The following is a 24,212-nucleotide window of genomic DNA, read 5'->3' on the forward strand; positions in this document are numbered from 1 at the left end:
AGTCTTCCTGGCTCAACTTCCCCTGAGCCAGGCCGGCAGGACAATAGGCGCGGATGGGGATCCGATTCAAGAATCAGCGTGCAAGCACTAAGGAAAGAGGAGGCAGCGTGGAAGAGCAGGACGCGGCAAAGCCCACATCGGAGCGCCACGTGCCCGTCCTGAAAGACCGCTGCATCAACCTGCTGGCCCCTGGTTTCGAAGCCGCGAGGAAGCTGGGCAGGACGCCGGTTGCCATCGACGCCACGCTCGGCATGGGTGGCCACTCCGAGGCGATGCTCCAGCGCTTTCCCGATCTTCACCTTGTTGGCATCGATCGCGACGAAGAGGCCCTCTCCCTCGCCGGGGCCCGCTTGGAACCGTTCTCGAACAGGATAGACCTTGTCCACGCCGTCTACGACGAGATCGAGGACGTTCTCGCCGATCTCGGCATTCCGGAGGTGCACGGGATCCTCATGGACCTGGGGGTTTCCTCCCTGCAGCTGGACGAGCGTGAACGCGGTTTCGCCTACTCCTATGACGCTCCGCTGGACATGCGGATGGACACCAGCCGTGGCCAGACAGCAGCGGATGTGGTGAACAACTACAGCGAAGACGAGCTGGTGCGCATTATCCGCAAATGGGGTGAGGAAAAGTTTGCCGGCCGGATCGCCAACAGGATCGTCAACGCGCGGGCCGAAAAGCCCTTTGCGACGACCGGGGAGCTGGTGGAGCAAATACGCAGCGTCGTACCCGCCGCCGCTGCCAAAAGTGGGGGACACCCCGCGAAGCGAACGTTCCAAGCCCTGAGGATCGAAGTCAACGAAGAACTCGACGTCCTGGAGAGAGCGGTACCGGCTGCCGTGGCTTCCACGGCCATGGGCGGACGGATCGTGGTGATGTCCTACCACTCCCTGGAGGACAAGATCGTCAAATCTGTCTTCCAGTCCGGATCGAAGTCCTCCGCACCACTCGGCTTCCCGGTTGAGCTCGAAGAGCATAAACCCGAACTCAAGACCATCACCAAAGGTACGGAAGTGCCTACAGCAGCAGAAATCGCTGAAAACCCGCGTGCGGCATCTGCCCGCCTCAGGGCAGTGGAGCGTATCAAACCAAGGAGAGACGCATGAGCAGCGCCGCAGCGAAGACATCGCCCTCCGTAGTGGGCAACACGGCACGCGCATTGCCAGTTCCCGCGGGAAAGCCGGATGCGCCGAGGAAGGCACGCACACCGCTTTCCTTGGTCCGCAGTGCGCCCGGGAAGCGGAGGACGCCCTTCGTCGTCCTGTGCTTCGTGGCCATGGCAGCTGCGCTGCTGACCGTCCTGGTACTCAACATTTCAGTGTCTACAGCGCAGTACCAACTGGTGCAGCTCAAAGCGGAAGCCGCGTCCCTTAACAAGGAAAACCAGGATCTGACACAGAAGAAGCAGAACTACGAAGCTCCGCAGAATCTGGCCGCGAAGGCTGCAGAATTGGGAATGGTACCGTCCACGGCGAAAGGCCAGATCGATGTGGACACCATGACAGTTACGGGAAAGGCGACTCCTGCGGTTAAGGGGGACAAGCCCGGTGCGCAGCTCGCTCCTCCCGCGGTGGCAGGAATGCTTGATGTTGTTCCGTCGGTGACTACCAAGGACCCGCTGGAGAACCTCAAGCCAGTAACACCGGCCGCTCCGGCCCCCACGCCTGCCGCTCCGGCGGCTGGGACGGCAGCAACCCCGCCGGTGGAACTGCACGGGGGATCGGTACCTGCTCCGCAGCAGAAGGCACCAGGGCAGTAGCCCATCAGTCCATTGAATTAAGGCCAGCAGCAAGGAATCCACGTGGCGCAGAACCCCGGCACATCGAAAAAACCGAAGACGCCGGCGGCAAGGAAGCGGCTGCGTGTTGGCCTTGGCATCATGCTGACGCTGTTGCTTGTAGTGGGCGGCAAGCTGTTCATGGTGCAGGGACTTGACGTGGGCGGAATGGCCGAAGCCGCCCTTGCGAGCCGACTGACACCCCAGGTATTGCCCGCCGAACGGGGCAAGATTGTAGACTCCAAAGGCACGGTCCTGGCCAGCAGCGTGATTCGCTACAACATCGTGGTGGACCAGGTCCAGAACACCAACACGGCTTCGTTCAAGCGCTATAACGAGAAGACCGAAGAACTCGACGTCGTCACCCGGGACCAGGGAATCTCCGAACTGGCTGCCCTGCTGGGAGCCGACGAGGGCAAAGTCCGTGATGCCCTGACCGGCGACAAAAAGTATGCGGTGGTGGCCAAGGACGTCAAACCGGAGCTCGAGGACCGGATCTCCAAACTCCTGATTCCTGGAATCGTGGCAGAAGGTGTCAGCAAGCGGGTTTATCCCAATGGCAGCGTGGCCGGCGGAGTCATAGGGTTCCTGCAGGATGGCACCAGCGGTCAGGCCGGCATCGAACAGACACAGGATGATGTGCTGCGAGGCACCGAGGGAAAGCGCGTCTTTGAAATTGGTGCAGATGGCCTCCGGATTCCGGTGGCAACTGACGAGCTGACCCCTGCCGTGGATGGCAGTGACGTCAAACTGACCCTCAACACCGACATCCAGTACTTTGCCCAGCAAGCTATCCAGAACCAGGTCGACAAGCTCAGCGCCGAGTGGGGCGTGATCATCGTCATGGACACCAAGACCGGCAACCTCATCGCATTGGCCGACACCAACGCACCCGACCCGAATGATCCGGGCAAGGTCGATGCCAAGGACCGCGGCGTGCGCTCTGTGACAGCCGCATACGAGCCGGGTTCTGTGGAGAAAATGATCACCGCCGCGGCTGTGATCGAAGAGGGCAAGTCCAACCCGCTGGACCATTTCACTATTCCGCCGTCGTACACCATAGATGGCCAGACCTTCACTGACGCGTTCGAGCACGGCACCGAGGAGCGGACATTGGCCGGCATCCTGGGCTGGTCCATGAATACCGGAACCGTGATGGCAGGCAGCCGCCTGACCAAAGAGCAGCGTTATGACTGGCTCAAGAAGTTCGGGGTAGGGGAGCAGACCGACATTGGCCTCCCTGCCGAGGCGACCGGCATCCTCGCCAAGCCGGAGCAGTGGGATGACCGCCAGCAGTACACAGTGCTCTTTGGGCAGGGCGTGTCGCAATCGACGCTGCAGACCGTCCGTGCATACCAGAGCATCGCCAACAACGGCGTCATGCTCCAGCCCAGGCTCATTGACAGCTACATTGCCCCCGGTGGGGAAGAGCACAAGGTTCCCGCCAAGGACCCCCGCCAGGTCGTTTCCAAAGAGACGGCGAAACAGGTTCAGGACATCCTGGAAAGTGCCGTGACTGAGGGCCAGATCAAAGATGCGGCCATCGACGGTTACCGCGTCGGTGCCAAGACCGGAACGTCCCAGGCGCCCCGTGAGGACGGTTTGCCCGGCTTCGATGGTTACACGGCCTCAATGGTGGGTATGGCTCCCATGGAGGATCCCCGTTTCATCGTGGAAGTGGTGCTCCAGCGCCCCAAGGGAAGCATCTACGGCATCACCAACGGGCCGGTGTTCCGTTCCGTCATGGCACAGGTCCTACGGACGTACAACGTGCCGCCGTCAACGGGCACCCCCGCGCGGCTGCCCCAGTTCGTCAAGTAAGCTTTTTGGGCGTCTGTTTCGGCCAAATATCGATCCACCACTAACGGCCCGGGCGCCGCTGGCCCCCGGCCGGTCGTTCCACGAGCACCAACGGAGAACCACGTGTCAGAGCACAATCAGGCAGATGTCCAAGCCAGCACTCCGGATTCCGGCAGATCGGGCTTCCGGCCCGGGTCCGTTGCTGCGGTGTCCTTGGCCACCATTGCTGAGTCGCTCGGGCTTGCGGGCCCGGACGCCAGCCGTGAGGCCGGCGTGACGGGTATTTCCCTCAATTCGAAGACCGTCGAGGCCGGGGACCTCTACGTTGCCTTGCCGGGTGCCTCGCGGCACGGCGCCGACTTCGTGGCGCAGGCGATCGACGGCGGCGCCGTCGCTGTGGTGACGGACGACGCCGGGGCGCGCCAGCTTGCCCTGGCCGGCGAGCAGCCAGTGCCCGTACTGGTCGTCGACCAGCCGCGTACCGTCGTCGGACGCCTGGCCGCACTGATCTACCGTAGCCAGCCCGCCGAGGGCGGTTTCCCCTCCTTGTACGGTGTCACCGGCACCAACGGGAAAACCACCACCACCTACTTCATTAATTCGCTGTTGCGTGCCCTCGGGAAGACGCCCGGGCTTATTGGCACCATCGAGATCGTCGCCGGCGCAGAGCCCATCCCCAGTCTCCTGACCACGCCCGAATCCACGGACGTCCATGCGCTGCTTGCACTGATGCGCGAACGCGGGCTCGATGCCGCCTCAATGGAAGTTTCATCGCATGCCATCGCCTACCACCGGGTAGACGGAGTGATGTTCGAAGTAGCTGGCTTCACCAACCTCACCCAGGACCATTTGGACCTGCACGGAAGCATGGAAGAGTACTTCCGCACCAAGGCCGAGTTGTTCACCAGCGGCAGGGCCCGACGCGCGGTGGTCACGGTTGACGACGCCTGGGGACGCAAGCTGGCCGACACCGCCGATATTCCGGTGACCACTCTCTCGGCCAAGGGCGCCGACGCCGACTGGAGCGTAGCGTCCAGCACCGCACGCGGACTCGGCTCGGAATTCGAACTCAGGCACACCGACGGACGTACCCTGCGCGTCCACACCGGCCTGCCCGGCGCCTTCAATGTGGCCAACGCCGCACTGGCCACCATCATGGTCCTGGAGTCTGGCGTCGACGTGAAGCAGCTTCAGTCTGCCCTGGACTCCCACGATCCTTTCACCGTGGACGTTCCCGGCCGCATGCAGCTCGTCTCCACCGCACCGGCCTCCGTTGTTGATTTTGCCCACAATCCTGATGCCCTTGCCCGGGCCTTGGAAGCGGTTCGCTCGCCCAAGGAGGGATCGCGCGTGATCGTGGTATTCGGTGCCACAGGCCAGCGGGACCAAGGCAAGCGGCCCACCATGGGCGCCATTGCGGCGCGCCTGGCCGATGTAGTGATTGTCAGCGATGACGATCCCCACGACGAAGATGCGGCGACAATCCGCGCCGACGTCATGCAGGGCGCCGTAGCGGCGCGTGACGCTGAGGGCCTGGCGTGCGAAATCATCGAGTCCTACCCAAGGGATGCTGCCATCCGGTTGGCCGTCGACAAGGCAACAGCGGAAGACACGATCCTCATCGCCGGCCGCGGCCACGAGGTCTGGCAGGAAGTCAAGGGAGTGAACCTGGCGCTGGACGACAGGGTGGAGTTGCGCGCCGCCTTGACATCCAAGGGATTCAGCGTTTCAACAGACCAGCGGATAGAGTCCTAAACCGAGATGATTGCACTTACTGCGGCGGAAATCGCCGACATCACCCATGGCCGCTTGACCGGAGCTCCGGACATCGTGCCCACCTCCGTCGTCACTGATTCACGGGAAGCAACCCCGGGTTCGCTGTACGTTGCCAAGCCCGGCGAGCACGCCGATGGCCACGACTTCGTCGATGCTGCCTTCGAACGTGGCGCCGTCCTTGTCCTTGCCGAACGCGAAGTCGCCGGCCCGGACGGGAACCCGATTCCCGCCGTCGTGGTCGAGGACGCAGTCCTTGCGATGGGCGCGTTGGCGGCTGAAGCCGTCCGCCGGATTCGCGCAGCGAGGCAGCAGCGCGGAGAGGAAACCACGGTCATCGGCATCACCGGGTCCGCGGGCAAGACCACCACCAAGGACCTCTTGGCGGGCTTGCTGTCCACCGCGGGACCCACGGTTGCGCCGCAGGGTTCCTACAACGGCGAGGTCGGGGTACCGCTGACCGTCTTCTCCGCTGATGAGAACACCCGCTTCCTGGTCATCGAGATGGGCGCCACCGGTATTGGCCACATCAAGTATTTGGCAGACATGGTCAAGCCTGACATTGGCGTTGTCCTGGTGGTCGGCACTGCACACGCTGGTGAATTCGGCGGCGTGGAAAACATTGCCAAAGCCAAGGGCGAGATGGTGGAGGCCCTCAGCGAGAATGGCACCGCGGTGATCAATCTCGACGACGGCCGCGTCGCCGCCATGCGCTCACGGACGAAAGCCAAGGTCCTGGGTTTCACTGCCTCACCGGCCACCACCGAAGAGGTGGAGGCCAGGAACGTGGTTGTCAATGACCAGGGCTACCCGGACTTCGACCTCATACTTCCCGACGGCGGCCCCGCCGTTCAGGTGCGCAGCCGGCTGATCGGTGGCCATCACGTGACCAACCTGTTGGCGGCAGCCGCCGCAGCTTTCGCGGCCGGAATTCCGGCCGCTGACATCGCCTCCTCGCTCAGCTCCCAGTCGGCGGCCAGCCGCTGGCGCATGGAACGGACAGAGCGCGAAGACGGCGTCACCATCATCAACGACGCGTATAACGCCAACCCCGAATCCATGCGCGCGGCCCTGCGGACGCTCGCCGACCTTGGACAGGGCAGGAGAACCTGGGCTGTCCTGGGCGCCATGCTCGAGCTGGGGGAGGACTCCATCCGTGAGCATACGGCCGTGGGCACCCAGGTGGTGCGCCTGAACATTTCCAGGCTTGTCGTAGTGGGTCGGGAAGCCCGGGCCCTCTACGTCTCCGCGATCCAGGAAGGGTCCTGGGGGGACGAGTGCTCATTCACCGAAACCGTGGAGGAGGCCTACGAGCTCCTGCGCAACGAGTTGAAACCCGGTGACCTGGTCCTCTTCAAGTCCTCCAATGGGGTGGGCCTGCGGCATTTGGGTGATCGGATAGCATTACCTCCACGGGCCGAGCCCACCGGAGACACCGCGGACGAAGCTTCCGCAAGCGAAGGGAACGAGCTGCTGTGATTGCACTTTTGATCGGCGCCGGCGTCGCCCTCCTGGTCGCCCTCATCGGGACGCCCTTGTTCATCAAGTTCCTTGTGGCCAAGAGCTACGGCCAGTTCATCCGCGACGACGGACCGACATCGCACCACACCAAGCGCGGCACACCCACCATGGGCGGGACCGTGGTGGTGGCTGCTGTCCTCATCAGTTACTTTGCTACCCACCTGGTCATGTGGATGATGAATCCCCGCTCTCCCGGACCGTCCGCCTCCGGGCTGCTTCTGCTGTTCCTGATGGTCGGCATGGGCTTTGTGGGCTTCCTCGATGACTACATAAAGATTTCCAACAAGCGGAGCCTGGGACTCAATGCCCGGGCCAAGCTGATCCTGCAGGCAGCCGTCGGCATCATCTTCGCTATCCTGGTCCTGCAGTTCCCCAACGAAAACGGGCTCCGCCCTGCCTCGACCCAGATCTCCCTGGTGCGTGACATTCCCTGGCTGGACCTTGCCTTCGGTGGAACCGTGGTTGGCGCCATCCTGTTCGTGCTCTGGTCCAACCTGATCATCACCGCTGCCACCAACGGCGTGAACCTCACCGACGGCCTCGACGGGCTGGCGGCGGGCGCATCCATCATGGTCTTTGGCGCCTACACCATCATGGGAATCTGGCAAAGCAACCAGGCTTGTGGATCCCCGCGCGAGGCAGGAAGCGGCTGTTACCAGGTCCGCGACCCCATGGACCTGGCCCTGCTGGCTGCCATTCTCAGCGCGGCGCTGGTGGGTTTCCTCTGGTGGAACACGTCACCGGCAAAGATCTTCATGGGAGACACCGGCTCCCTGGCCATTGGCGGAGCCGTTGCAGCCTTCGCCATTCTCTCCCGTACCGAGCTCCTGCTGGCCTTCATCGGCGGCCTCTTCGTGCTGATCACCTTGTCCGTGATCATCCAGGTGGGCTTCTTCAAGCTCAGCGGCGGCAAGCGTGTCTTCAAGATGGCGCCCTTGCAGCACCACTTTGAATTGAAGGGCTGGGCTGAAGTCACCGTAGTGGTCCGGTTCTGGATCCTTGCCGGGCTCTTCGTGGCCGCAGGCCTAGGAGTTTTCTACGCTGAATGGGTGGTACTGCTGTGAATGAAAGCCCGGAATCAATCGCGTCAGTCGAAGGTTCAATCGCTGACAGGCTGGCCGAACTCACCAGCTGGGACGCCGACTGGAGCGGCCTGCGCGTAGTGGTCACGGGGATTGGCGTGTCAGGCTTCTCAGCCGCCGACACCCTGATCGAGCTGGGCGCGAAAGTGGTGGTGGTTGATGCTGCCACTACAAGCCGTGCAAAAGCCCAGGCCGACACCCTGAAAATCGTGGGTGCCGTTGACGTGCTGTTGGGCGAGGAAGCGGTCAACACTCTTCCCCTGATCGACGGCGAACTTCCCGAGCTTGTTGTGACGTCGCCTGGCTGGCGGCCGGACCAGGCCCTCCTGGCCGCGGCCAAGCGCAAGCACATTGCCGTGTGGGGCGATGTTGAGCTTGCCTGGCGCCTGCGCGTCCGGGCGGGACACAAAACAGCCGATTGGCTCGCCATCACCGGCACCAACGGCAAAACGACCACTGTTGGCATGACGGAATCCATGCTTCAAGCAGCCGGGCTGAAGGCCATCGCCGTCGGCAACGTAGGCACCCCGATCCTCGATGCCCTCCGGGATCCCGTGGACTACGATGCCTTCGCGGTCGAGCTCTCCAGTTTCCAGCTGCACTGGAGCCACTCACTGTCACCGGTGGCGAGCGTTTGCCTCAACGTAGCCGAAGACCACGTGGACTGGCATGGTTCGTATGCCTCGTACCTCGCTGATAAGGCGAAGGTGTACGAGAATACCCAGAAAGCTGCCGTCTACAATGCGGAGCAGATCGAAACCGAGCGGATGGTGGAGAACGCGGATGTCGTAGAAGGCTGCCGTGCCATCGGGTTCACCACCAACACCCCGTCGATCAGCATGCTGGGCGTGGTGGACGGCCTCCTGGTGGACCGTGCCTTCATTGCCGAACGCAAGGACTCCGCCGCCGAGCTCGCCGCCATGTCCGATCTCGGTCCGGTGGCTCCGCGCCACATGGTGGCCAACGCCTTGGCCGCCGCCGCACTGGTCCGCGCGTACGGGGTTGAGCCGGCAGCAGTGAAGCAGGGCCTGGCCAACTACCTGCCGGGCGCCCACCGCATCCAGCTGGTGGCCAAACACAACGACATCCTCTGGATCAACGATTCAAAGGCCACCAATCCGCACGCTGCCTCCGCGGCACTTTCGGCCTTCCAGAACGTCGTGTGGATTGCCGGTGGCCTCTCCAAGGGCGTCAACTATGACGACCTGGTCAAAGAGCATGCACGCCGCCTGAAGGCAGTGGTGCTGATAGGTACCGATACTGAAGCACTCGAAGGCTCCCTGCAGCGACACGCAGCGGATGTCCCCGTGATCGTGCAGCCCAAGGGCGACACTGAAAGGGTGGAGACCGCAGCCGGTAATGCCGCCTCGCCTATCTACGGCGAGGCTGTCATGGCCCAAGCCGTCGCTGCTGCTGCCACTGTTGCAGCGCCAGGCGACACCGTGCTCATGGCACCGGCGGCAGCATCCATGGATCAGTTCTCTTCCTACGCTCACCGTGGCGACGCTTTCGTCCAAGCAGTTCGCGAGCTTGTGGAAGGGCAGGCACCGACCACCGAGGAGTAACAATGGTCAGCACGCCCACCCGCACCCGCGGCAGAGCGCCACGGGACGGGAAACCCGAGGCGTCGCCCGCGTCGGCGAAGAAGCCTTCCGGGCTCCGCCGGCTCCTGCGCAACTTTTGGGACAGCCTCGAGGGCAAGGACAGGGCTCCGAACAGCTCCACCTATTACCTGATCCTTGGTTGCGCCCTGGCACTGACGGCCATCGGCGTCATGATGGTCCTCTCCGCTTCCAGTGTCGAGGCAATTTCCGAAGGCAAGTCACCCTACGCGGACGCCCTGAAGCAGGCCATGTTCGGAGTCCTGGGTGCTTTGGCCATGTACGTCATCTCGCGAACAAACGTGAACTGGATGAAACGGTTGTCATGGTGGGCACTTGGCGCCGTGGTGGTTCTCCTTGCGCTCGTCCAGGTCATGGGCAACAGCGTCAACGGCAATAAGAACTGGATCGACATCGGCGGCGTGACGCTCCAGCCCTCCGAGACGGCCAAGCTGGTGCTCTGCGTCTGGATCGCCGCCGTACTGGCCCGCAAGCAGAAGCTCCTCCACCGCTGGTGGCACGTCATCATTCCAGTCGTTCCAGGTGCAGGGCTGGTGATCGCCCTGGTGATGCTCGGAAACGACCTTGGTACGGTCATCGTCATTGCTGCCATCACCGCGGCGGGGCTCTTTTTCGCCGGCGTCCCTGGCAAGATGCTTGCCATTGCCGGCGCAGTCGGGGTCGCGGGCGCCATCCTGGGGACCGTCAGCAGCGCGAACCGGATCTGTCGTATCACCTCCTGGCTTGGTACTGCCTCCGCCTCATGCAAGGCCGATTTCGATTTCGACTTCCAATCCACCAACGGCATGTACGGCCTGGCACAGGGAAGTTGGACCGGCCTGGGCCTCGGCCAAAGCCGGCAGAAGTACAACTGGCTCCCCGAAGCACACAATGACTTCATCTTCGCCATCATCGGCGAGGAACTGGGCCTGGTGGGCACCATTGTGGTCCTGGTCCTTTTCGCGATCCTTGGCATCGCCATCTTCCGCGTCGTGGTCCGGCAGACGGATCCGTTCCAGCGCACGCTGGCCGGCGGCATCATGGTGTGGCTCCTGGGCCAGGCAAGCATGAACATGGCGGTCGTCACCCAGCTGCTTCCCGTCGTCGGGGTTCCATTGCCGTTCATCTCGTACGGTGGTTCTGCGCTGGTGATGTCCCTATGTGGCGTGGGCGTAGTCTTGTCCTTGGCCCGAAGCCAGTTGCCGCCGCAGCAGCGGCCCCGTTTCCTCCCGCGCCGTTCTCCGAAAACCGCACGAAAGCGTACCTAGCACTTCATGACTTCTGAATCCCTTACTGCCCGCAAGCCCCTGTCCGTTGTCCTGGCCGGCGGCGGAACGGCAGGGCACATCAGCCCCCTGCTGGCTATCGCTGATGCCTTGAGGGACAGGCGACCCGACGCCGCCATCATGACTGTCGGTACGCCGTCGGGCATGGAAACCCGGCTCGTGCCGGCCGCCGGCTACGAGCTGTCAACGATCGACAGGGTCCCGTTTCCGCGGCGACCTTCCGCCGACCTGCTGAGGCTTCCCGGGCGCATGGGTGCCGCGATCAAGCAGGCCCGGCGCATCCTGACTGATGCGGACGCGGATGTCTTGGTGGGAGTGGGCGGCTACGTTTGCACACCCATGTATCTGGCAGCCCGGAAACTGGGGATCCCCATAGTCATCCACGAGGCCAACATGAAGGCCGGCTTGGCCAACAAGGTGGGCGCGAGGTTCACCAAATATGTGGCTGTCGCTTTCGCCGGGACCCGCCTCCGTGGCGCACGGCAAGTAGGCATGCCCATGCGCCGTGCCATCTCCGGACTCAACCGGGCCGAGGCAGCTCCTGCGGCCAAGGCGTCGTTGGGTCTGGACCTGGTGCAACCGACGTTGATTGTTACCGGTGGATCATCCGGCGCCCAAAGCATCAACCGTTCCATCGCCGCCTCCTTGCCGGCACTGGCTGCGGCCGGGATCCAGACATTGCACATCACCGGCAACGGCAAGTCGGTATTGGACGACGACGGCGGTCTCCTCGCCGCTCCCGGCTACCGGCAAGTGGAGTACGTCGACGGGATGGAGAACGTCTATGCCGCTGCCGATGTCCTGTTGGCCCGCGCGGGCGCCGGGACGGTGAGCGAAGTGGCTGCCGTGGGCGTTCCCGCGGTGTTCGTGCCATTGCCCATCGGGAACGGAGAGCAGGCCTTGAACGCTGCTCCCTTGGTGGACGCCGGGGGAGCCCTCCTGGTTGACGACAAGGACCTGAGTCCGGCGTGGCTGGAAGCGGAACTCATTCCGCTTCTGTCGGACCCAGCACGGCTCAGCGTCATGGCCCGCAAGTCCGAGGCCCTTGGTATCAGAAACGCCGATCAGCGCATGGCTGATCTTGTCTTGGAAGCGGTATCCGCATGACCACCAGCATCGCCCCCCTCGAGTCCCTTGGCCGTGTCCACTTCATTGGCATCGGCGGCGTGGGTATGTCCGCCGTGGCCCGGATCATGGTGGCGCGGGGTGTGCCCGTCAGCGGCACGGACGCCAAGGACCTGCCCGTCATGCATGACCTCTCCGCTGGGGGTGCCCGCATTGCAGTGGGCTATGACGCCGGGAACCTGGGCGATGCCCAAACCATCGTGGCCGGTTCGGCAATCCGCGCGGATAACCCTGAACTGGCCGCCGCGAGGGCCGCGGGACTGCCGGTCCTGCACCGGTCCGAGGCGTTGGCAGCCACCATGGCCGGGCACCGCGTGGTCACGGTGGCTGGCACGCATGGCAAGTCCACCACCACCTCCATGATCGCGGTCCTTCTTAAGGAAGCGGGGATGGACCCCTCTTTCGCCATCGGCGCCAATGTCCCGGCCCTGGGCGTCAATGCCGCCCATGGAGCCTCGGATATCTTCGTGGCGGAGGCCGACGAGTCGGATGGCTCCTTCCTGAATTACCGCCCGCTCATTGCTGTCGTCACCAACGTCGAAGCCGACCATCTGGACCATTACGGCACGCCCGAGGCCGTGTTCGCTTCCTTCGATAATTTTGCCGCGCTCCTGCCGGCCGATGGAGTGCTGCTGGCTTGCGCCGATGACGCCGGTGCCCGTGCCCTGGCGGAACGCACGGCCGCGAAGGGGGCGACCCGCGTGCTGACATATGGAACAGCGGACGACGCCGACATCAGGCTTCACGACGACGGTCCGGGCGCCGTGACGGTAGCGGTCGGCGCCGATACCCACTCGCTGGACCTTCAGGTACCGGGGCGGCACAACGCGCTGAACGCGGCAGCCGCGTTCGCGGTCGCCGTCGAACTTGGCGTGGGCCCCGAAACTGCCGCAGGGGCGCTGGGGCATTTCACAGGAGCCTCGCGAAGGTTCGAGCTCAAAGGAGAAGGCAGGGGAGTGCGGGTCTATGACGACTACGCGCACCACCCCACGGAAGTCCGCGCTGCCCTGTCGGCCGCGCGTTCCGTAGCCGGAGGCAGCAAAGTCCACGTCCTCTTCCAGCCGCACCTGTTTTCCCGGACGCGTGAATTCGCCACCGACTTTGCAGAGGCACTGGCCGCAGCTGACACAGCCCTGGTCCTGGATATCTATCCAGCCCGCGAAGACCCTGTTCCAGGCGTCACCAGCGCATTGATCGCCGATCATTTGACCAACGGCCGCCTTGTGGGGGCCAACGAGGCCGTGGAAGCAGTGGTTGCTGCGGCAGCTGAGGGCGACGTGGTCCTGACGGTAGGGGCGGGCGACGTCACGGCTTACGGGCCAGCGATCGTTGGAGCCCTGGGTGGCTAGCACCCGCAAACCGACGTTCAAGCCCGGGGCGGACTCACCCGCGGGCAAGGCCGGCGGTCCGCGCAGCGAGGGCCCGGGCGGGGTCATCAGTGCCCAACGGTCCGTCGAGCCTGAACAAAAAACGTCGGATAACGTCATCGCGTTTCCGGAACCAAAGGGGAAACGCAAGCGAAGACTCGTGCTGTGGACGGTCTCGCTTGTCGTGGCCTTCGTTGCCGTGCTCATGGCGGCGGCGGTCTTTTCCCCGGCCCTTGCCGTTCGGACCATCACCGTGGACGGCACCACGCTCCTGACACCTGATGCTGTCCGGAAAGCGCTGTCAGGCCTGGACGGCAAACCGCTTCCGCAAGTCAGCGAGCAGGAAGTCAACGAGCTCCTGAAGCCGTTGATCCAGGTCCGGTCGGCCACCATCGAGGCGCGGCCGCCGTCGGAGTTGTTGGTGCACGTCAACGAACGGGTACCCGTGGCCTTGTTGAAACAGGGTGACAGCTATGTGATGGTCGACGTCGATGGCGTGCAGCTGGGTGCCACCAAGGACCAGGCCGCTGTGGCTTTGCCCTTGATCGACGCCGGCGCCGGCGCAACCAACACGGAGTTGTTCAAGGCGATAGCCGCCGTCTTGGACACACTGCCTCCCGACGTCCTGGCCCGGATGTCCACAGCATCAGCCGCGTCCCCGGATGCGGTTGAACTGAAACTCGTGGACGGAAAGACGGTAGTGTGGGGCAATGCCGAGGACAGGGAACTGAAGGCGAAGGCACTTGAAGCGCTGTTGAAGATGCCTGCGGACCCGAAGGTACCCGTGAGCGTTTACGACGTCAGTGTCCCGCGGCATCCGTTCACCAAATAGAGCAGCACAGGGAAAGTAGACTCGCGCCGGCGGCAGCCTTATTTCACGGCAATGACACGACACGCGCAAGCGGTCATTGCATGTGGGAACCAGAGGAAATACCGTCGCTGTAGAGTTACTTGACATAACTATAACCTTCAACTAGAGGGTTAAGGTCCAAGTATTCAAGTTGGACTCGATCAGTTTCGCTATAGGACACAAGCAAGGGGCACGAAACGTGGCAGCACCGCAGAATTACTTGGCCGTCATCAAGGTCGTCGGCATCGGCGGCGGTGGCGTGAACGCAGTCAACCGCATGATCGAGGTGGGCCTTCGGGGCGTCGAGTTCATCGCCATCAACACCGACGCGCAGGCGCTGCTCATGAGCGACGCCGACGTCAAGCTTGACGTCGGACGCGAACTCACCCGTGGCCTCGGCGCCGGAGCAAACCCTGAGGTCGGCAAGCAGGCCGCAGAAGACCACGCCGACGAGATCGAAGAAGTTCTCCGGGGTGCAGACATGGTCTTCGTCACCGCTGGCGAAGGCGGCGGTACCGGAACCGGTGGCGCCCCTGTCGTCGCGCGCATCGCCCGCTCCCTGGGTGCGCTGACCATTGGCGTGGTGACCAGGCCGTTCACCTTCGAAGGCCGTCGTCGCGCGGGCTCTGCAGAGGCCGGCATCGACGCCCTCCGCGATGAAGTCGACACCCTGATCGTGATCCCCAACGATCGCCTCCTGTCCATCAGCGATCGCAACGTCTCCGTCCTGGACGCTTTCCGTTCCGCGGACCAGGTGCTGCTGTCCGGTGTCCAGGGCATCACCGACCTCATCACCACGCCCGGCCTGATCAACCTTGACTTCGCCGACGTGAAGTCCGTGATGCAGGGCGCAGGTTCAGCCCTCATGGGTATCGGCTCCGCCCGTGGCGAAGACCGTGCTGTCAAGGCCGCGGAACTGGCCATTGCTTCCCCGCTGCTGGAGGCTTCCATCGACGGCGCCCACGGCGTCCTGCTCTCCATCCAGGGCGGCTCGGACCTCGGCCTGTTCGAAATCAACGAGGCCGCCCGCCTGGTCCAGGAAGTGGCCCACCCCGAGGCCAACATCATCTTCGGTGCCGTCATTGACGACGCCCTGGGCGACGAAGCCCGCGTCACTGTCATTGCTGCAGGCTTCGACGACGTCAAGGCAACGTCTCCTTCGATGGACCAGTCGCGCCCGGCCCAGAACCCCGTCCCCGCCGAGCGTCCCGCTGCTCCGAACAGCGCTCCCTCCAGCGCAGCTGCACCGCAGCACGCGACGGCCGGCATCGGTGCCGCAGGTTTGGGCAACTGGGGCCAGCAGCGTCCCGCCGCCCTGCCCGCAGACTCAGGTTTCGACGTCGACCTTCCTGCCGTGGTGGAACCGGATCTCACCGGCAGCCGCTCGGATGACCTCGACGTTCCCGACTTCCTGAAGTAAAGCCGCGTCCGGAGAGTCAGTACCTGGTGTTTTGGTGGCGTAATGAAGTACTGCCCGGCGTCTCCGTAGCCTTTACGGACAGGGACGCCGGGAACCTGGCCCTCCACGTCGGGGATGACCCCGGTGAGGTCCTGGACCGGCGGGCCCGCCTCGACCAAGCCGTTGGCTTGGGCGCCGGGCGCTTCCAGTACATGGATCAGGTCCACGGAAACACCGTGGAGTTCATCGAGGTCCATGGCCAGGGCCCCACCGCGGATGCCATGGTCTCCCGAGGGACTTACGCCCACCCGGCACCGCAACCATTGGCGGTGATGGTTGCAGACTGCGTGCCTGTGGTCCTGGTGGGTGTGGATTCCAGGAACCAGCCCATCATTGCCGCAGCCCACGCGGGGCGTCCAGGTGTCGCCTCGGGCGTTATCCCCGCGACCGTCGCGGAGATGCGCCGGCGGGGAGCTGCGAGCATCAGGGCCTGGCTGGGCCCGTCCATCTGCGGTTCCTGCTATGAGGTGCCGGCAGAATTGCGGGCCACCGTGGCCGCTGACGTGCCAGCGGCATGGGCATCCACGTCATGGGGAACCCCGGCCCTGGATCTTCCAGCAGGAGTGCGCTCCCAATTGGCCGCGGCGAACGTGAGTGTCGAGTATTCGGGGGAGTGCACGTTGGAAAACGACAATCTTTTCTCGTACCGGAGGGACAACCGTACTGGTCGATTCGCAGGTTTGGTGTGGACGCATGACTAGCTCTGATAACGATCCTCGTACCGCAGAACTGGCCGAACGGCTGGCCGCCGTGGCGGGCAGGATCGAAACGGCAACCGCGGCCGCCCATCGGACCGATCCGCCGCGGTTGATCGTGGTCACCAAGTTCCATCCCGCCGCGGACGTCCGGCGCCTGGCATCCCTGGGAGTCGCGGATGTCGGCGAAAACCGTGACCAGGAAGCCGCTGCCAAATCAAGTGAGCTGGCTGGCGTTGATGTCCGATGGCACTTTATCGGGCAGCTCCAAAGCAACAAGGCCAAGTCGGTTGTCAAGTACGCGTCGTCCGTCCAATCAATCGACCGCGTCCAACTCGTTGATGCGCTGGCCAAAGCCATGGCGCGCGAACAGGATGGTACGGGCCGCGCGGACCTCGACTGTTTCATCCAGGTCAGTCTGGAGGACGACGCCGGTGCTCACCGTGGCGGTGCCGGCCCGGCCGACGTCGAGGTTCTCGCCGAAAAGATCCAATCAGCCGGCGGCCTGCAGCTCTCCGGCCTGATGGCCGTAGCACCCTTGGGTGCCGATCCCGAGGCGGCCTTCGAAAAGCTCGCAGGGATTTCGGCCGCCCTCACCTTAATCCACCCCGAAGCGACGGCCATGTCCGCGGGCATGAGCCAGGACCTGGAAGCTGCAATTAAGTTCGGGGCGACACACCTGAGAATTGGCTCCGATATTCTCGGTTCCCGTCCGGCCGTGGGGTAGCGTCAAAGTATTGGAATGACGGGCCGGGGTTCCGATGTGTCAAGTCATGGCGGCCCGCCTACTGCAGAAACGATAGGAGTGCACCATGGCTGGCGCTCTGCGCAAGACAATGATCTATCTTGGGCTCGCCGACGGCGATGAACACTACGAATCTGAGCAGGCAGCCGCCTCGCACCCCGACGAAGAACGCCCCCAGGCACAGGAACGGGAAGAGCGCCGCGCGCCTGCTCCCGTCCGGGAAGTTGTCCGTGAAATGCCCACTGTTGACGCCGAAGAGGAATACCGCGCACCTGTGACACCCATTAAGCGTGCGGCGTCCAGCCGCGAAGATGCCTCGGGCCTGAGGCAGATCACCACCGTCCATCCCCGCTCGTACAACGACGCCAAAGTCATCGGTGAAAGTTTCAGGGATGGCATCCCCGTCATCATGAACGTGACCGACATGGGCGAAGCGGACGCGAAGCGCCTTGTGGACTTCTCCGCAGGACTGGTCTTTGGCCTGCATGGCAGCATTGAGCGGGTGACCAACAAGGTCTTCCTGCTGTCGCCGTCGTATGTCGAAGTCATAGGAGATGACAAGAAGGCCAGCGAAACGCAGGCCAGCTTCTTCAACCAAAGCTGACAAGAGTCTTTCAAGGATGCCAGGCGGGTCTACCTGCCTGGCATCTGTGTTGCAATAGTAAGGACCGATCGGCGTTGCATACTATGGACCGATCGGCATTCCGGAACAAGTGGGAGATCTGAGCTAACTCGTGGGCATTGTTTTCGGCCTTATCTACATAGTGTTGTTGCTGTTCTTCATTGCCCTGATCATCCGGCTCATCTTCGAGTGGGTGCAGATGTTCGCCCGACAATGGCGGCCCCGGGGTGTGGCGTTGGTTACAGCCCATGTGGTGTACTCCGTAACCGACCCGCCCCTGAGGAGGCTTCGGCGGCTGATCCCGCCCCTGCAAATGGGCGGAATTTCGCTGGATCTGGGCTTTTTGATCCTGATCATTGCGGTCAGCATTGCGATGGCCGTGACCAGCAGCCTGGCCTAGCTGCACCGCGGAACCCCGGACCACCGATGGTCCACAGGCCGCAAATTCTCTCCAATTCAACACGATGGTGTTGAATTGGAGGAACCAGATGATATTTAGGTACCGTAGTTTTGAACGGCCGGAAGGCCTACTGACTAACTAGACCAACGAGGTGACCAGATGGCTTTGACGCCAGAAGACGTTGTCAACAAGCGCTTTCAGCCGACCAAGTTCCGCGAAGGCTACGACCAGGACGAGGTCGATGACTTCCTCGACGAGATCGTGGTGGAACTTCGCCGCTTGAACCAGGAGAATGACGAGCTTCGCAAGAAGCTCGCCGAGGCCGGTTCGGCTGTGCCTGCTGCAACCACTGCGGCTCCGGTCGTCGAGAAGGTGCCGGCTCCGGTCAAGGTCGACAAGGAAGCCGAGGCCAAGGCAGAAGCTGAAGCCAAGGCTGCCGCTGAGGCTGCCAAGAAGAAGGAAGCTGACCAGGCCGCTGCTGCCGCCGCCAAGGCTCCTGCTGCGAACAACAGCCTCACCCCCTCTGCCGAGTCGGCTGCAGGACTGCTTGCCATGGCACAGCAGATGCACGACAAGCACGTCTCCGACGGTGCGCAGCAGAAAGAAAAGATCATCGCCGAGGCGCAGATCGAGGCCTCCAGCCTTGTCAACGACGCCCAGGAGAAGTCCCGCAAGATCCTCGGTGCCCTCGAGCAGCAGCGCTCCGTCCTTGAACGCAAGGTTGAGCAGCTCCGTGGCTTCGAGCGCGATTACCGCTCACGCCTGAAGGCCTACATCGAAGGCCAGCTGCGTGACCTCGACGCCCGTGGTTCCGTCGCTGCCCCTGAGGTCGGCGAAGCAACCGCAGACGTATAGCAAGTATTCTAAAAGCCGGTGGCTGAGGACTCCTCGGCCACCGGCTTTTGCTGTTAACCCACCGCAGCGGCCACCACGCTTACCGAATGAAAGCCATAATGACCGACGACTTCACCGATGACGCTTCACAGCCGGAGCCCGGCTCACGCCGAAAGCGGCGTCCGGCCGTACTCTGGCTTTTTGCCGGCTTCGCCGTGTTCGCCTACGCCTTCGACCAACTCACCAAGCTCTGGGTAACCAGCACCATGACCGAGGGCGAGCGGATACCCGTGCTCCCACCGTTGCTTCATTGGTATTACATCCGGAACTCCGGGGCGGCGTTCTCCATCGGTGAGAATGTCACATGGATTTTCACGATCGTCATGGCGGCTGTTTCCATTGCGATCCTTTTCCAGCTGCGCCGGCTGGGCTCGGCCTGGTGGGCATTGTCGCTGGGCCTGCTGCTCGGCGGCGCATTGGGCAACCTGACAGACCGCTTGTTCCGTGAGCCGTCTTTTGCCATGGGACATGTTGTGGACTTCATTCAGTTGCCGAATTTTGCCATTTTCAACATCGCCGACTCGGCTGTGGTGTCCGGGGTGGCCATCATCTGCCTGCTGACCCTCCGCGGCGTTGGCATGGACGGGTCCCGCCATGTCCAAACGCCGAAGCCAACCGGTGAGGCCAAGCCGGCCGGCGGTTCCACGGGGGATTCCACCAGTGAGTGACTCCGTGGTGGTACCCGAGGACCTGGCTGGAGCACGTGCGGACGCCGGGTTGGCGAAATTGCTGGACATCTCACGGTCTGCCGCGGCACTGCTGATCGCCGAAGGCAACGTCACTGTCGGGGGCGTGCCCCTCGGCAAATCGGCGAAGCTGGCAGCCGGCACAGTTCTGGACGTCACCGTTCCGGAACGGCCTGACCCTTTGGAAGTCGTGGAGGAAGTTGTGGAAGGCCTGAAAATCCTGCTGGACGACGATGAATTCGTTGTCATCGACAAGCCGGTGGGAGTCGCCGCCCACCCGTCTCCCGGATGGGTGGGCCCCACTGTGGTGGGCGGCCTCGCCGGGGCGGGATACAGGATCTCAACGTCCGGGGCACCTGAGCGTGCAGGGATCGTGCACCGGCTCGACGTCGGCACGTCCGGTGTCATGGTGGTGGCAAAAACAGAGCATGCCTACACGGTATTGAAGCGGGCGTTCAAGGAACGCACCGTGGACAAGGTCTACCATGCAGTGGTCCAGGGCCTCCCTGATCCACTTGAGGGGACCATCGATGCCCCCATTGGACGTCACCCCGGCCACGACTGGCGGTTCGCTGTCATTGAGGATGGTCGTCCGTCGGTCACCCATTACGAGGTACTGGAAGCCTTCGGCAAGGCGACGTTGGTTGAGGTGCACCTGGAAACGGGACGTACCCACCAGATCCGCGTCCACTTCTCGGCGCTCCGGCATCCCTGTGCCGGTGATCTCACTTACGGCGCGGACCCCCGCCTGGCCGCCTCCTTGGGCCTCACCCGGCAATGGCTGCATGCCCGCCAGCTGGGATTCAACCACCCCCGCACGGGGGAGTGGGTGGAGGTCAGCAGCGACTATCCCGCGGACCTCCAATACGCGCTGGACCTGCTTGCCAGCGGATCCGCCTAGATTGCCCTCACCGTCCCCGGGTCCACGTTCTGTCGGACCGGGGACGGTAGACTGTCGTGGTGACTTCCAGCAATGATTCGTTCGTCCACCTGCACACCCACACCGAATACTCCATGCTGGATGGAGCCGCCAGGCTGGGTGAGTTGTTTGACGAAACCGAACGGCTGGGCATGCCCGCCCTGGCCACCACGGACCACGGCTACCTGTTCGGTGCGTTCGACTTCTGGCGCAAGGCCACGGACAAAGGCATCAAGCCCATCATTGGCGTTGAGGCCTATGTAACCCCGGGTACGGCCCGCGGCGATAAGGAACGCGTCCGCTGGGGCGACGAAAGCCAGCGCAAAGACGACGTCTCCGGTGGTGGCTCCTACACCCACATGACGCTGCTGAGCTACAACAACGTGGGCATGCGGAACCTCTTCAGGGCCTCCTCGATTGCCTCCCTGGACTCCGTGTTCGGCAAATGGCCGAGGCTGGACCGTGAACTCCTCAACACCTACTCCGAGGGCCTGATTGCCACCACCGGCTGCCCATCCGGGGAAGTCCAGACCAAGCTGCGGCTGGGGCTCTATCGCGAGGCGGTGGAGGCCGCCGCGGAGTTCCGGGACATCTTCGGCGCGGAGAACTACTTCTGCGAGTTGATGGACCACGGCCTGGACATCGAGCGACGCGTCACTGGCGACCTGCTGCGCCTGGCCAAGGAGCTGAACCTTCCGCTTGTAGCCACCAACGATCTCCACTACACGCACGAGCACGACGCCAAGGCGCACGAGGCCCTCCTGGCCATCCAATCGGGTTCAACCCTCCTGGAACCGACGTACGACAACGGCGGTTCGAGGTTCGCGTTCTCCGGCAGCGGGTACTACCTGAAGTCGCCGCAGGAAATGCGTGAACTGTTCCGCGACCACCCCGAGGCCTGCGACAACACCCTGCTCATCGCCGAGCGGTGCGAAGTATCGTTCAACACCGGTGCCAACTACATGCCGCGATTCCCCTGCCCGCCCGGGGAGGACGAGACGTCCTGGCTGGTCAAGGAAGTCGATGCCGGACTCAAATACCGTTACCCCCAGGGCATTCCGGACAAGGTACGCGCTCAGGCCGACTACGAGCTTGGCGTCATCACCTCCATGGGTTTCCCCGGTTACTTCCTGGTGGTTGCCGACTTCATCAACTGGGCCAAGAACAATGGCATCAGGGTGGGTCCGGGCCGTGGCTCGGGTGCAGGTTCCATGGTGGCTTACGCCATGCGCATCACCGACCTCGACCCGCTGCAGCACGGATTGATCTTCGAACGCTTCCTCAACCCGGACCGCGTTTCCATGCCTGACTTCGATGTCGACTTCGATGATCGCCGCCGCTCCGAAGTGATCGATTACGTCACCAAGAAGTACGGCGACGAGCGAGTGGCCATGATCGTCACCTACGGAACCATCAAGACCAAGCAGGCGCTCAAGGACTCCTCGCGTGTGCTTGGCTACCCGTTCAGCATGGGCGAGACACTCACCAAGGCCCTGCCGCCGGCAGTCATGGCCAAGGACATCCCGCTCGCCGATATCCAAAACCCCGAGTCGAAGCGCTACAGCGAAGCAGGGGACTTCAGGCAGCTCATCGCCACCGATCCCGAAGCCGCGAAGGTCTTCGAGACGGCGTTGGGTATTGAGGGGCTGAAGCGCCAGTGGGGCGTGCACGCTGCAGGCGTGATCATGTCCTCGGACCCCATCATTGACGTCATTCCCATCATGCGCCGTTTCCAGGACGGCCAGGTCATCACGCAGTTCGACTATCCGACATCTGAAGGCCTCGGGCTGATCAAGATGGACTTCCTGGGCCTCCGAAACCTGACGATCATTTCGGATGCGCTGGAAAACATTAAGATGAACCGTGGCGTCGAACTGGACCTGGAAAACCTGGAACTAGACGACGCCGCATCCTACGAACTCCTGGCCCGCGGCGACACCCTGGGCGTGTTCCAGCTTGACGGCGGACCCATGCGGTCCCTGCTCAAGCTGATGAAGCCTGACAACTTCGAAGACATCTCCGCAGTCCTGGCGCTGTACCGCCCGGGTCCCATGGGCGCCAACGCCCACACCGACTATGCCCTGCGCAAGAACGGGATCCAAGAGGTCATTCCTATCCACCCGGAGCTGGAAGAACCCTTGAAAGAGATTCTCGGCGGCACCTTCGGCCTGATCGTGTATCAGGAGCAGGTTATGGCCGTGGCGCAGAAGCTGGCCGGCTACTCACTCGGCCAAGCCGATATCCTCCGCCGCGCGATGGGCAAGAAGAAGAAGTCCGAGCTGGACAAGCAGTTCGCCGGCTTCTCGCAAGGTATGCAGGACAACGGCTATTCCATGGCTGCCGTGAAAACGCTCTGGGACATCCTGCTCCCGTTCTCCGACTATGCCTTCAACAAGGCCCACTCCGCTGCGTATGGCGTGATTTCCTACTGGACTGCCTACCTGAAGGCGCACTACGCGCCCGAGTACATGGCGGCGCTGCTGACGTCGGTGGGCGATGACAAGGACAAGTCCGCCATCTACCTCAATGAGTGCCGCCGCATGGGCATTACGGTGCTGCCGCCGGATGTCAATGAGTCCTCGTTGAACTTCACGCCTGTGGGAACGGACATCCGCTTCGGCATGGGTGCCATCCGCAACGTTGGCGTGAACGTGGTGGATGCCATGGTTGCGGCCAGGACATCCGAAGGCAAGTACACCTCGTTCAAGGATTTCCTGCTCAAGGTTCCCGCCGTCGTCTGCAACAAGAGGACCATTGAATCCCTGATCAAGGCCGGCGCGTTCGACTCCCTGGGCCACCACCGGCGCGCGCTGGCAATGATCCACGAAGAAGCCATCGACTCGGTCATCACCCTGAAGAGGAATGAAGCGATTGGCCAGTTCGACCTCTTCGCGGGCTTTGAGGATCAGGAACCCGAAGCATCGCTGACCACCGAGATTCCGGATCTTCCGGAGTGGGAGAAGAAGGACAAGCTCTCCTTCGAGCGCGACATGCTGGGCCTCTACGTCTCGGACCATCCGCTCCAGGGGCTGGAGGGCGTCCTCAGCCAGCACGCCGAACAATCCATCACATCGATCATCGCCGAGGACGGACCGCACGACGGCGCGATTGTCACCATTGCGGGGATGATCACCTCGTTGAGCCGAAGAATCGCGAAGGCCAGCGGCAATGCCTATGCCCGGGCGGAAATCGAGGACCTGGGCGCCTCGATGGAGGTCATGTTCTTCGGGCAGGTCTATGGCCCGATTGCCTCCGTGCTGGCGGAAGACCTGATCGTGGTGGTCAAGGGACGCTTGCAACGGCGTGATGACGGAGCTGTGACGCTGAACTGCATGGAACTCTCCGTGCCGGACCTCAGCGAAAGCGTGAACGGGCCCGTGGTGATCACCATCCCCACGTTCAAGGCGACGGAAGCGGTAGTGACTGACCTCCGTGATGTGCTGCGGACACATCGGGGAAACTCGGAAGTCCGGCTGAAGTTGATGGGCGACACCAAGGTGGAGGTCATGGGGCTGCCGGTCCACATGCGGGTGAACCCCAGCCCGTCACTGTTCGGAGATCTCAAGGTCCTCCTGGGCCCTGCCTGCCTGGATAACTAGGAGGGCGGGCC

General features: G+C 63.1%; 20 protein-coding genes. All 20 read left to right on the top strand.

Going from position 1 to position 24,212, the window contains the following annotated elements:
- Nucleotides 1-107: 107 nt before the first annotated feature.
- Nucleotides 108-1,106, top strand: a complete 999-nt coding sequence (rsmH, locus tag QRM57_RS15680; protein WP_257371317.1) for a 16S rRNA (cytosine(1402)-N(4))-methyltransferase RsmH — start codon at nucleotides 108-110, stop codon at nucleotides 1,104-1,106.
- On the top strand, nucleotides 1,103-1,759 hold the full coding sequence (gene ftsL / locus QRM57_RS15685; RefSeq protein ID WP_235520428.1) for a cell division protein FtsL: 657 nt from the start codon (nucleotides 1,103-1,105) through the stop codon (nucleotides 1,757-1,759). The genes rsmH and ftsL overlap by 4 nt, the downstream gene beginning before the upstream one ends.
- Before the next feature lie 42 nt (nucleotides 1,760-1,801).
- The gene (locus QRM57_RS15690; RefSeq protein ID WP_235520429.1) at nucleotides 1,802-3,598 is read left to right on the top strand and encodes a peptidoglycan D,D-transpeptidase FtsI family protein; all 1,797 of its coding nucleotides are present in this window, start codon (nucleotides 1,802-1,804) and stop codon (nucleotides 3,596-3,598) included.
- A gap of 102 nt (nucleotides 3,599-3,700) precedes the next feature.
- Nucleotides 3,701-5,332 carry a UDP-N-acetylmuramoyl-L-alanyl-D-glutamate--2,6-diaminopimelate ligase gene (locus QRM57_RS15695; protein WP_284987248.1) on the top strand — a complete coding sequence of 544 codons (1,632 nt, stop codon included), beginning with the start codon at nucleotides 3,701-3,703 and terminating at the stop codon, nucleotides 5,330-5,332.
- A 6-nt stretch (nucleotides 5,333-5,338) separates the two neighbouring features.
- Nucleotides 5,339-6,829, top strand: a complete 1,491-nt coding sequence (locus QRM57_RS15700; RefSeq protein WP_284987249.1) for a UDP-N-acetylmuramoyl-tripeptide--D-alanyl-D-alanine ligase — start codon at nucleotides 5,339-5,341, stop codon at nucleotides 6,827-6,829.
- The gene (gene mraY / locus QRM57_RS15705; RefSeq protein WP_211711319.1) at nucleotides 6,826-7,935 is read left to right on the top strand and encodes a phospho-N-acetylmuramoyl-pentapeptide-transferase; all 1,110 of its coding nucleotides are present in this window, start codon (nucleotides 6,826-6,828) and stop codon (nucleotides 7,933-7,935) included. The genes QRM57_RS15700 and mraY overlap by 4 nt, the downstream gene beginning before the upstream one ends.
- On the top strand, nucleotides 7,917-9,518 hold the full coding sequence (gene murD, locus QRM57_RS15710) for a UDP-N-acetylmuramoyl-L-alanine--D-glutamate ligase (RefSeq protein WP_284987250.1): 1,602 nt from the start codon (nucleotides 7,917-7,919) through the stop codon (nucleotides 9,516-9,518). The genes mraY and murD overlap by 19 nt, the downstream gene beginning before the upstream one ends.
- 2 nt (nucleotides 9,519-9,520) lie before the next feature.
- Entirely contained in the window at nucleotides 9,521-10,822 is a 1,302-nt protein-coding gene (gene ftsW / locus QRM57_RS15715; protein WP_257371321.1) for a putative lipid II flippase FtsW, read from the top strand.
- A gap of 6 nt (nucleotides 10,823-10,828) precedes the next feature.
- Entirely contained in the window at nucleotides 10,829-11,947 is a 1,119-nt protein-coding gene (gene murG, locus QRM57_RS15720; protein ID WP_284987251.1) for an undecaprenyldiphospho-muramoylpentapeptide beta-N-acetylglucosaminyltransferase, read from the top strand.
- Nucleotides 11,944-13,314, top strand: a complete 1,371-nt coding sequence (gene murC, locus QRM57_RS15725; RefSeq protein WP_284987252.1) for a UDP-N-acetylmuramate--L-alanine ligase — start codon at nucleotides 11,944-11,946, stop codon at nucleotides 13,312-13,314. Before murG ends, murC begins: the two co-directional genes overlap by 4 nt.
- Complete coding sequence (locus QRM57_RS15730) at nucleotides 13,307-14,164, top strand: cell division protein FtsQ/DivIB (protein ID WP_284987253.1); 858 nt, start codon at nucleotides 13,307-13,309, stop codon at nucleotides 14,162-14,164. The genes murC and QRM57_RS15730 overlap by 8 nt, the downstream gene beginning before the upstream one ends.
- A 217-nt stretch (nucleotides 14,165-14,381) precedes the next feature.
- On the top strand, nucleotides 14,382-15,602 hold the full coding sequence (gene ftsZ / locus QRM57_RS15735) for a cell division protein FtsZ (protein WP_235520438.1): 1,221 nt from the start codon (nucleotides 14,382-14,384) through the stop codon (nucleotides 15,600-15,602).
- A gap of 26 nt (nucleotides 15,603-15,628) precedes the next feature.
- The gene (locus tag QRM57_RS15740) at nucleotides 15,629-16,342 is read left to right on the top strand and encodes a purine nucleoside phosphorylase YfiH/LACC1 family protein (RefSeq protein WP_284987254.1); all 714 of its coding nucleotides are present in this window, start codon (nucleotides 15,629-15,631) and stop codon (nucleotides 16,340-16,342) included.
- A complete protein-coding gene (locus QRM57_RS15745; protein ID WP_257371326.1) occupies nucleotides 16,335-17,063 on the top strand; it encodes a YggS family pyridoxal phosphate-dependent enzyme in 729 nt (242 codons plus the stop codon). Before QRM57_RS15740 ends, QRM57_RS15745 begins: the two co-directional genes overlap by 8 nt.
- An 85-nt stretch (nucleotides 17,064-17,148) precedes the next feature.
- Nucleotides 17,149-17,685, top strand: coding sequence for a cell division protein SepF (locus QRM57_RS15750; protein ID WP_235520441.1), 537 nt, complete (start codon nucleotides 17,149-17,151; stop codon nucleotides 17,683-17,685).
- A gap of 130 nt (nucleotides 17,686-17,815) precedes the next feature.
- Nucleotides 17,816-18,103, top strand: a complete 288-nt coding sequence (locus QRM57_RS15755) for a YggT family protein (RefSeq protein ID WP_235520442.1) — start codon at nucleotides 17,816-17,818, stop codon at nucleotides 18,101-18,103.
- A gap of 159 nt (nucleotides 18,104-18,262) precedes the next feature.
- Nucleotides 18,263-18,958: a DivIVA domain-containing protein gene (locus QRM57_RS15760; protein WP_235520443.1), complete on the top strand. Its 696-nt coding sequence runs from the start codon at nucleotides 18,263-18,265 to the stop codon at nucleotides 18,956-18,958.
- A 98-nt stretch (nucleotides 18,959-19,056) separates the two neighbouring features.
- Entirely contained in the window at nucleotides 19,057-19,665 is a 609-nt protein-coding gene (lspA, locus tag QRM57_RS15765) for a signal peptidase II (RefSeq protein ID WP_284987305.1), read from the top strand.
- Entirely contained in the window at nucleotides 19,658-20,584 is a 927-nt protein-coding gene (locus QRM57_RS15770; RefSeq protein WP_284987255.1) for an RluA family pseudouridine synthase, read from the top strand. The genes lspA and QRM57_RS15770 overlap by 8 nt, the downstream gene beginning before the upstream one ends.
- A 59-nt stretch (nucleotides 20,585-20,643) precedes the next feature.
- Nucleotides 20,644-24,201 (top strand): DNA polymerase III subunit alpha, encoded by a 3,558-nt coding sequence (dnaE, locus tag QRM57_RS15775; protein WP_284987256.1) that lies wholly within the window; start codon nucleotides 20,644-20,646, stop codon nucleotides 24,199-24,201.
- Nucleotides 24,202-24,212 lie beyond the last annotated feature (11 nt).

It is taken from the genome of Arthrobacter sp. fls2-241-R2A-172, from assembly GCF_030208885.1.
GTDB lineage: Bacteria > Actinomycetota > Actinomycetes > Actinomycetales > Micrococcaceae > Arthrobacter.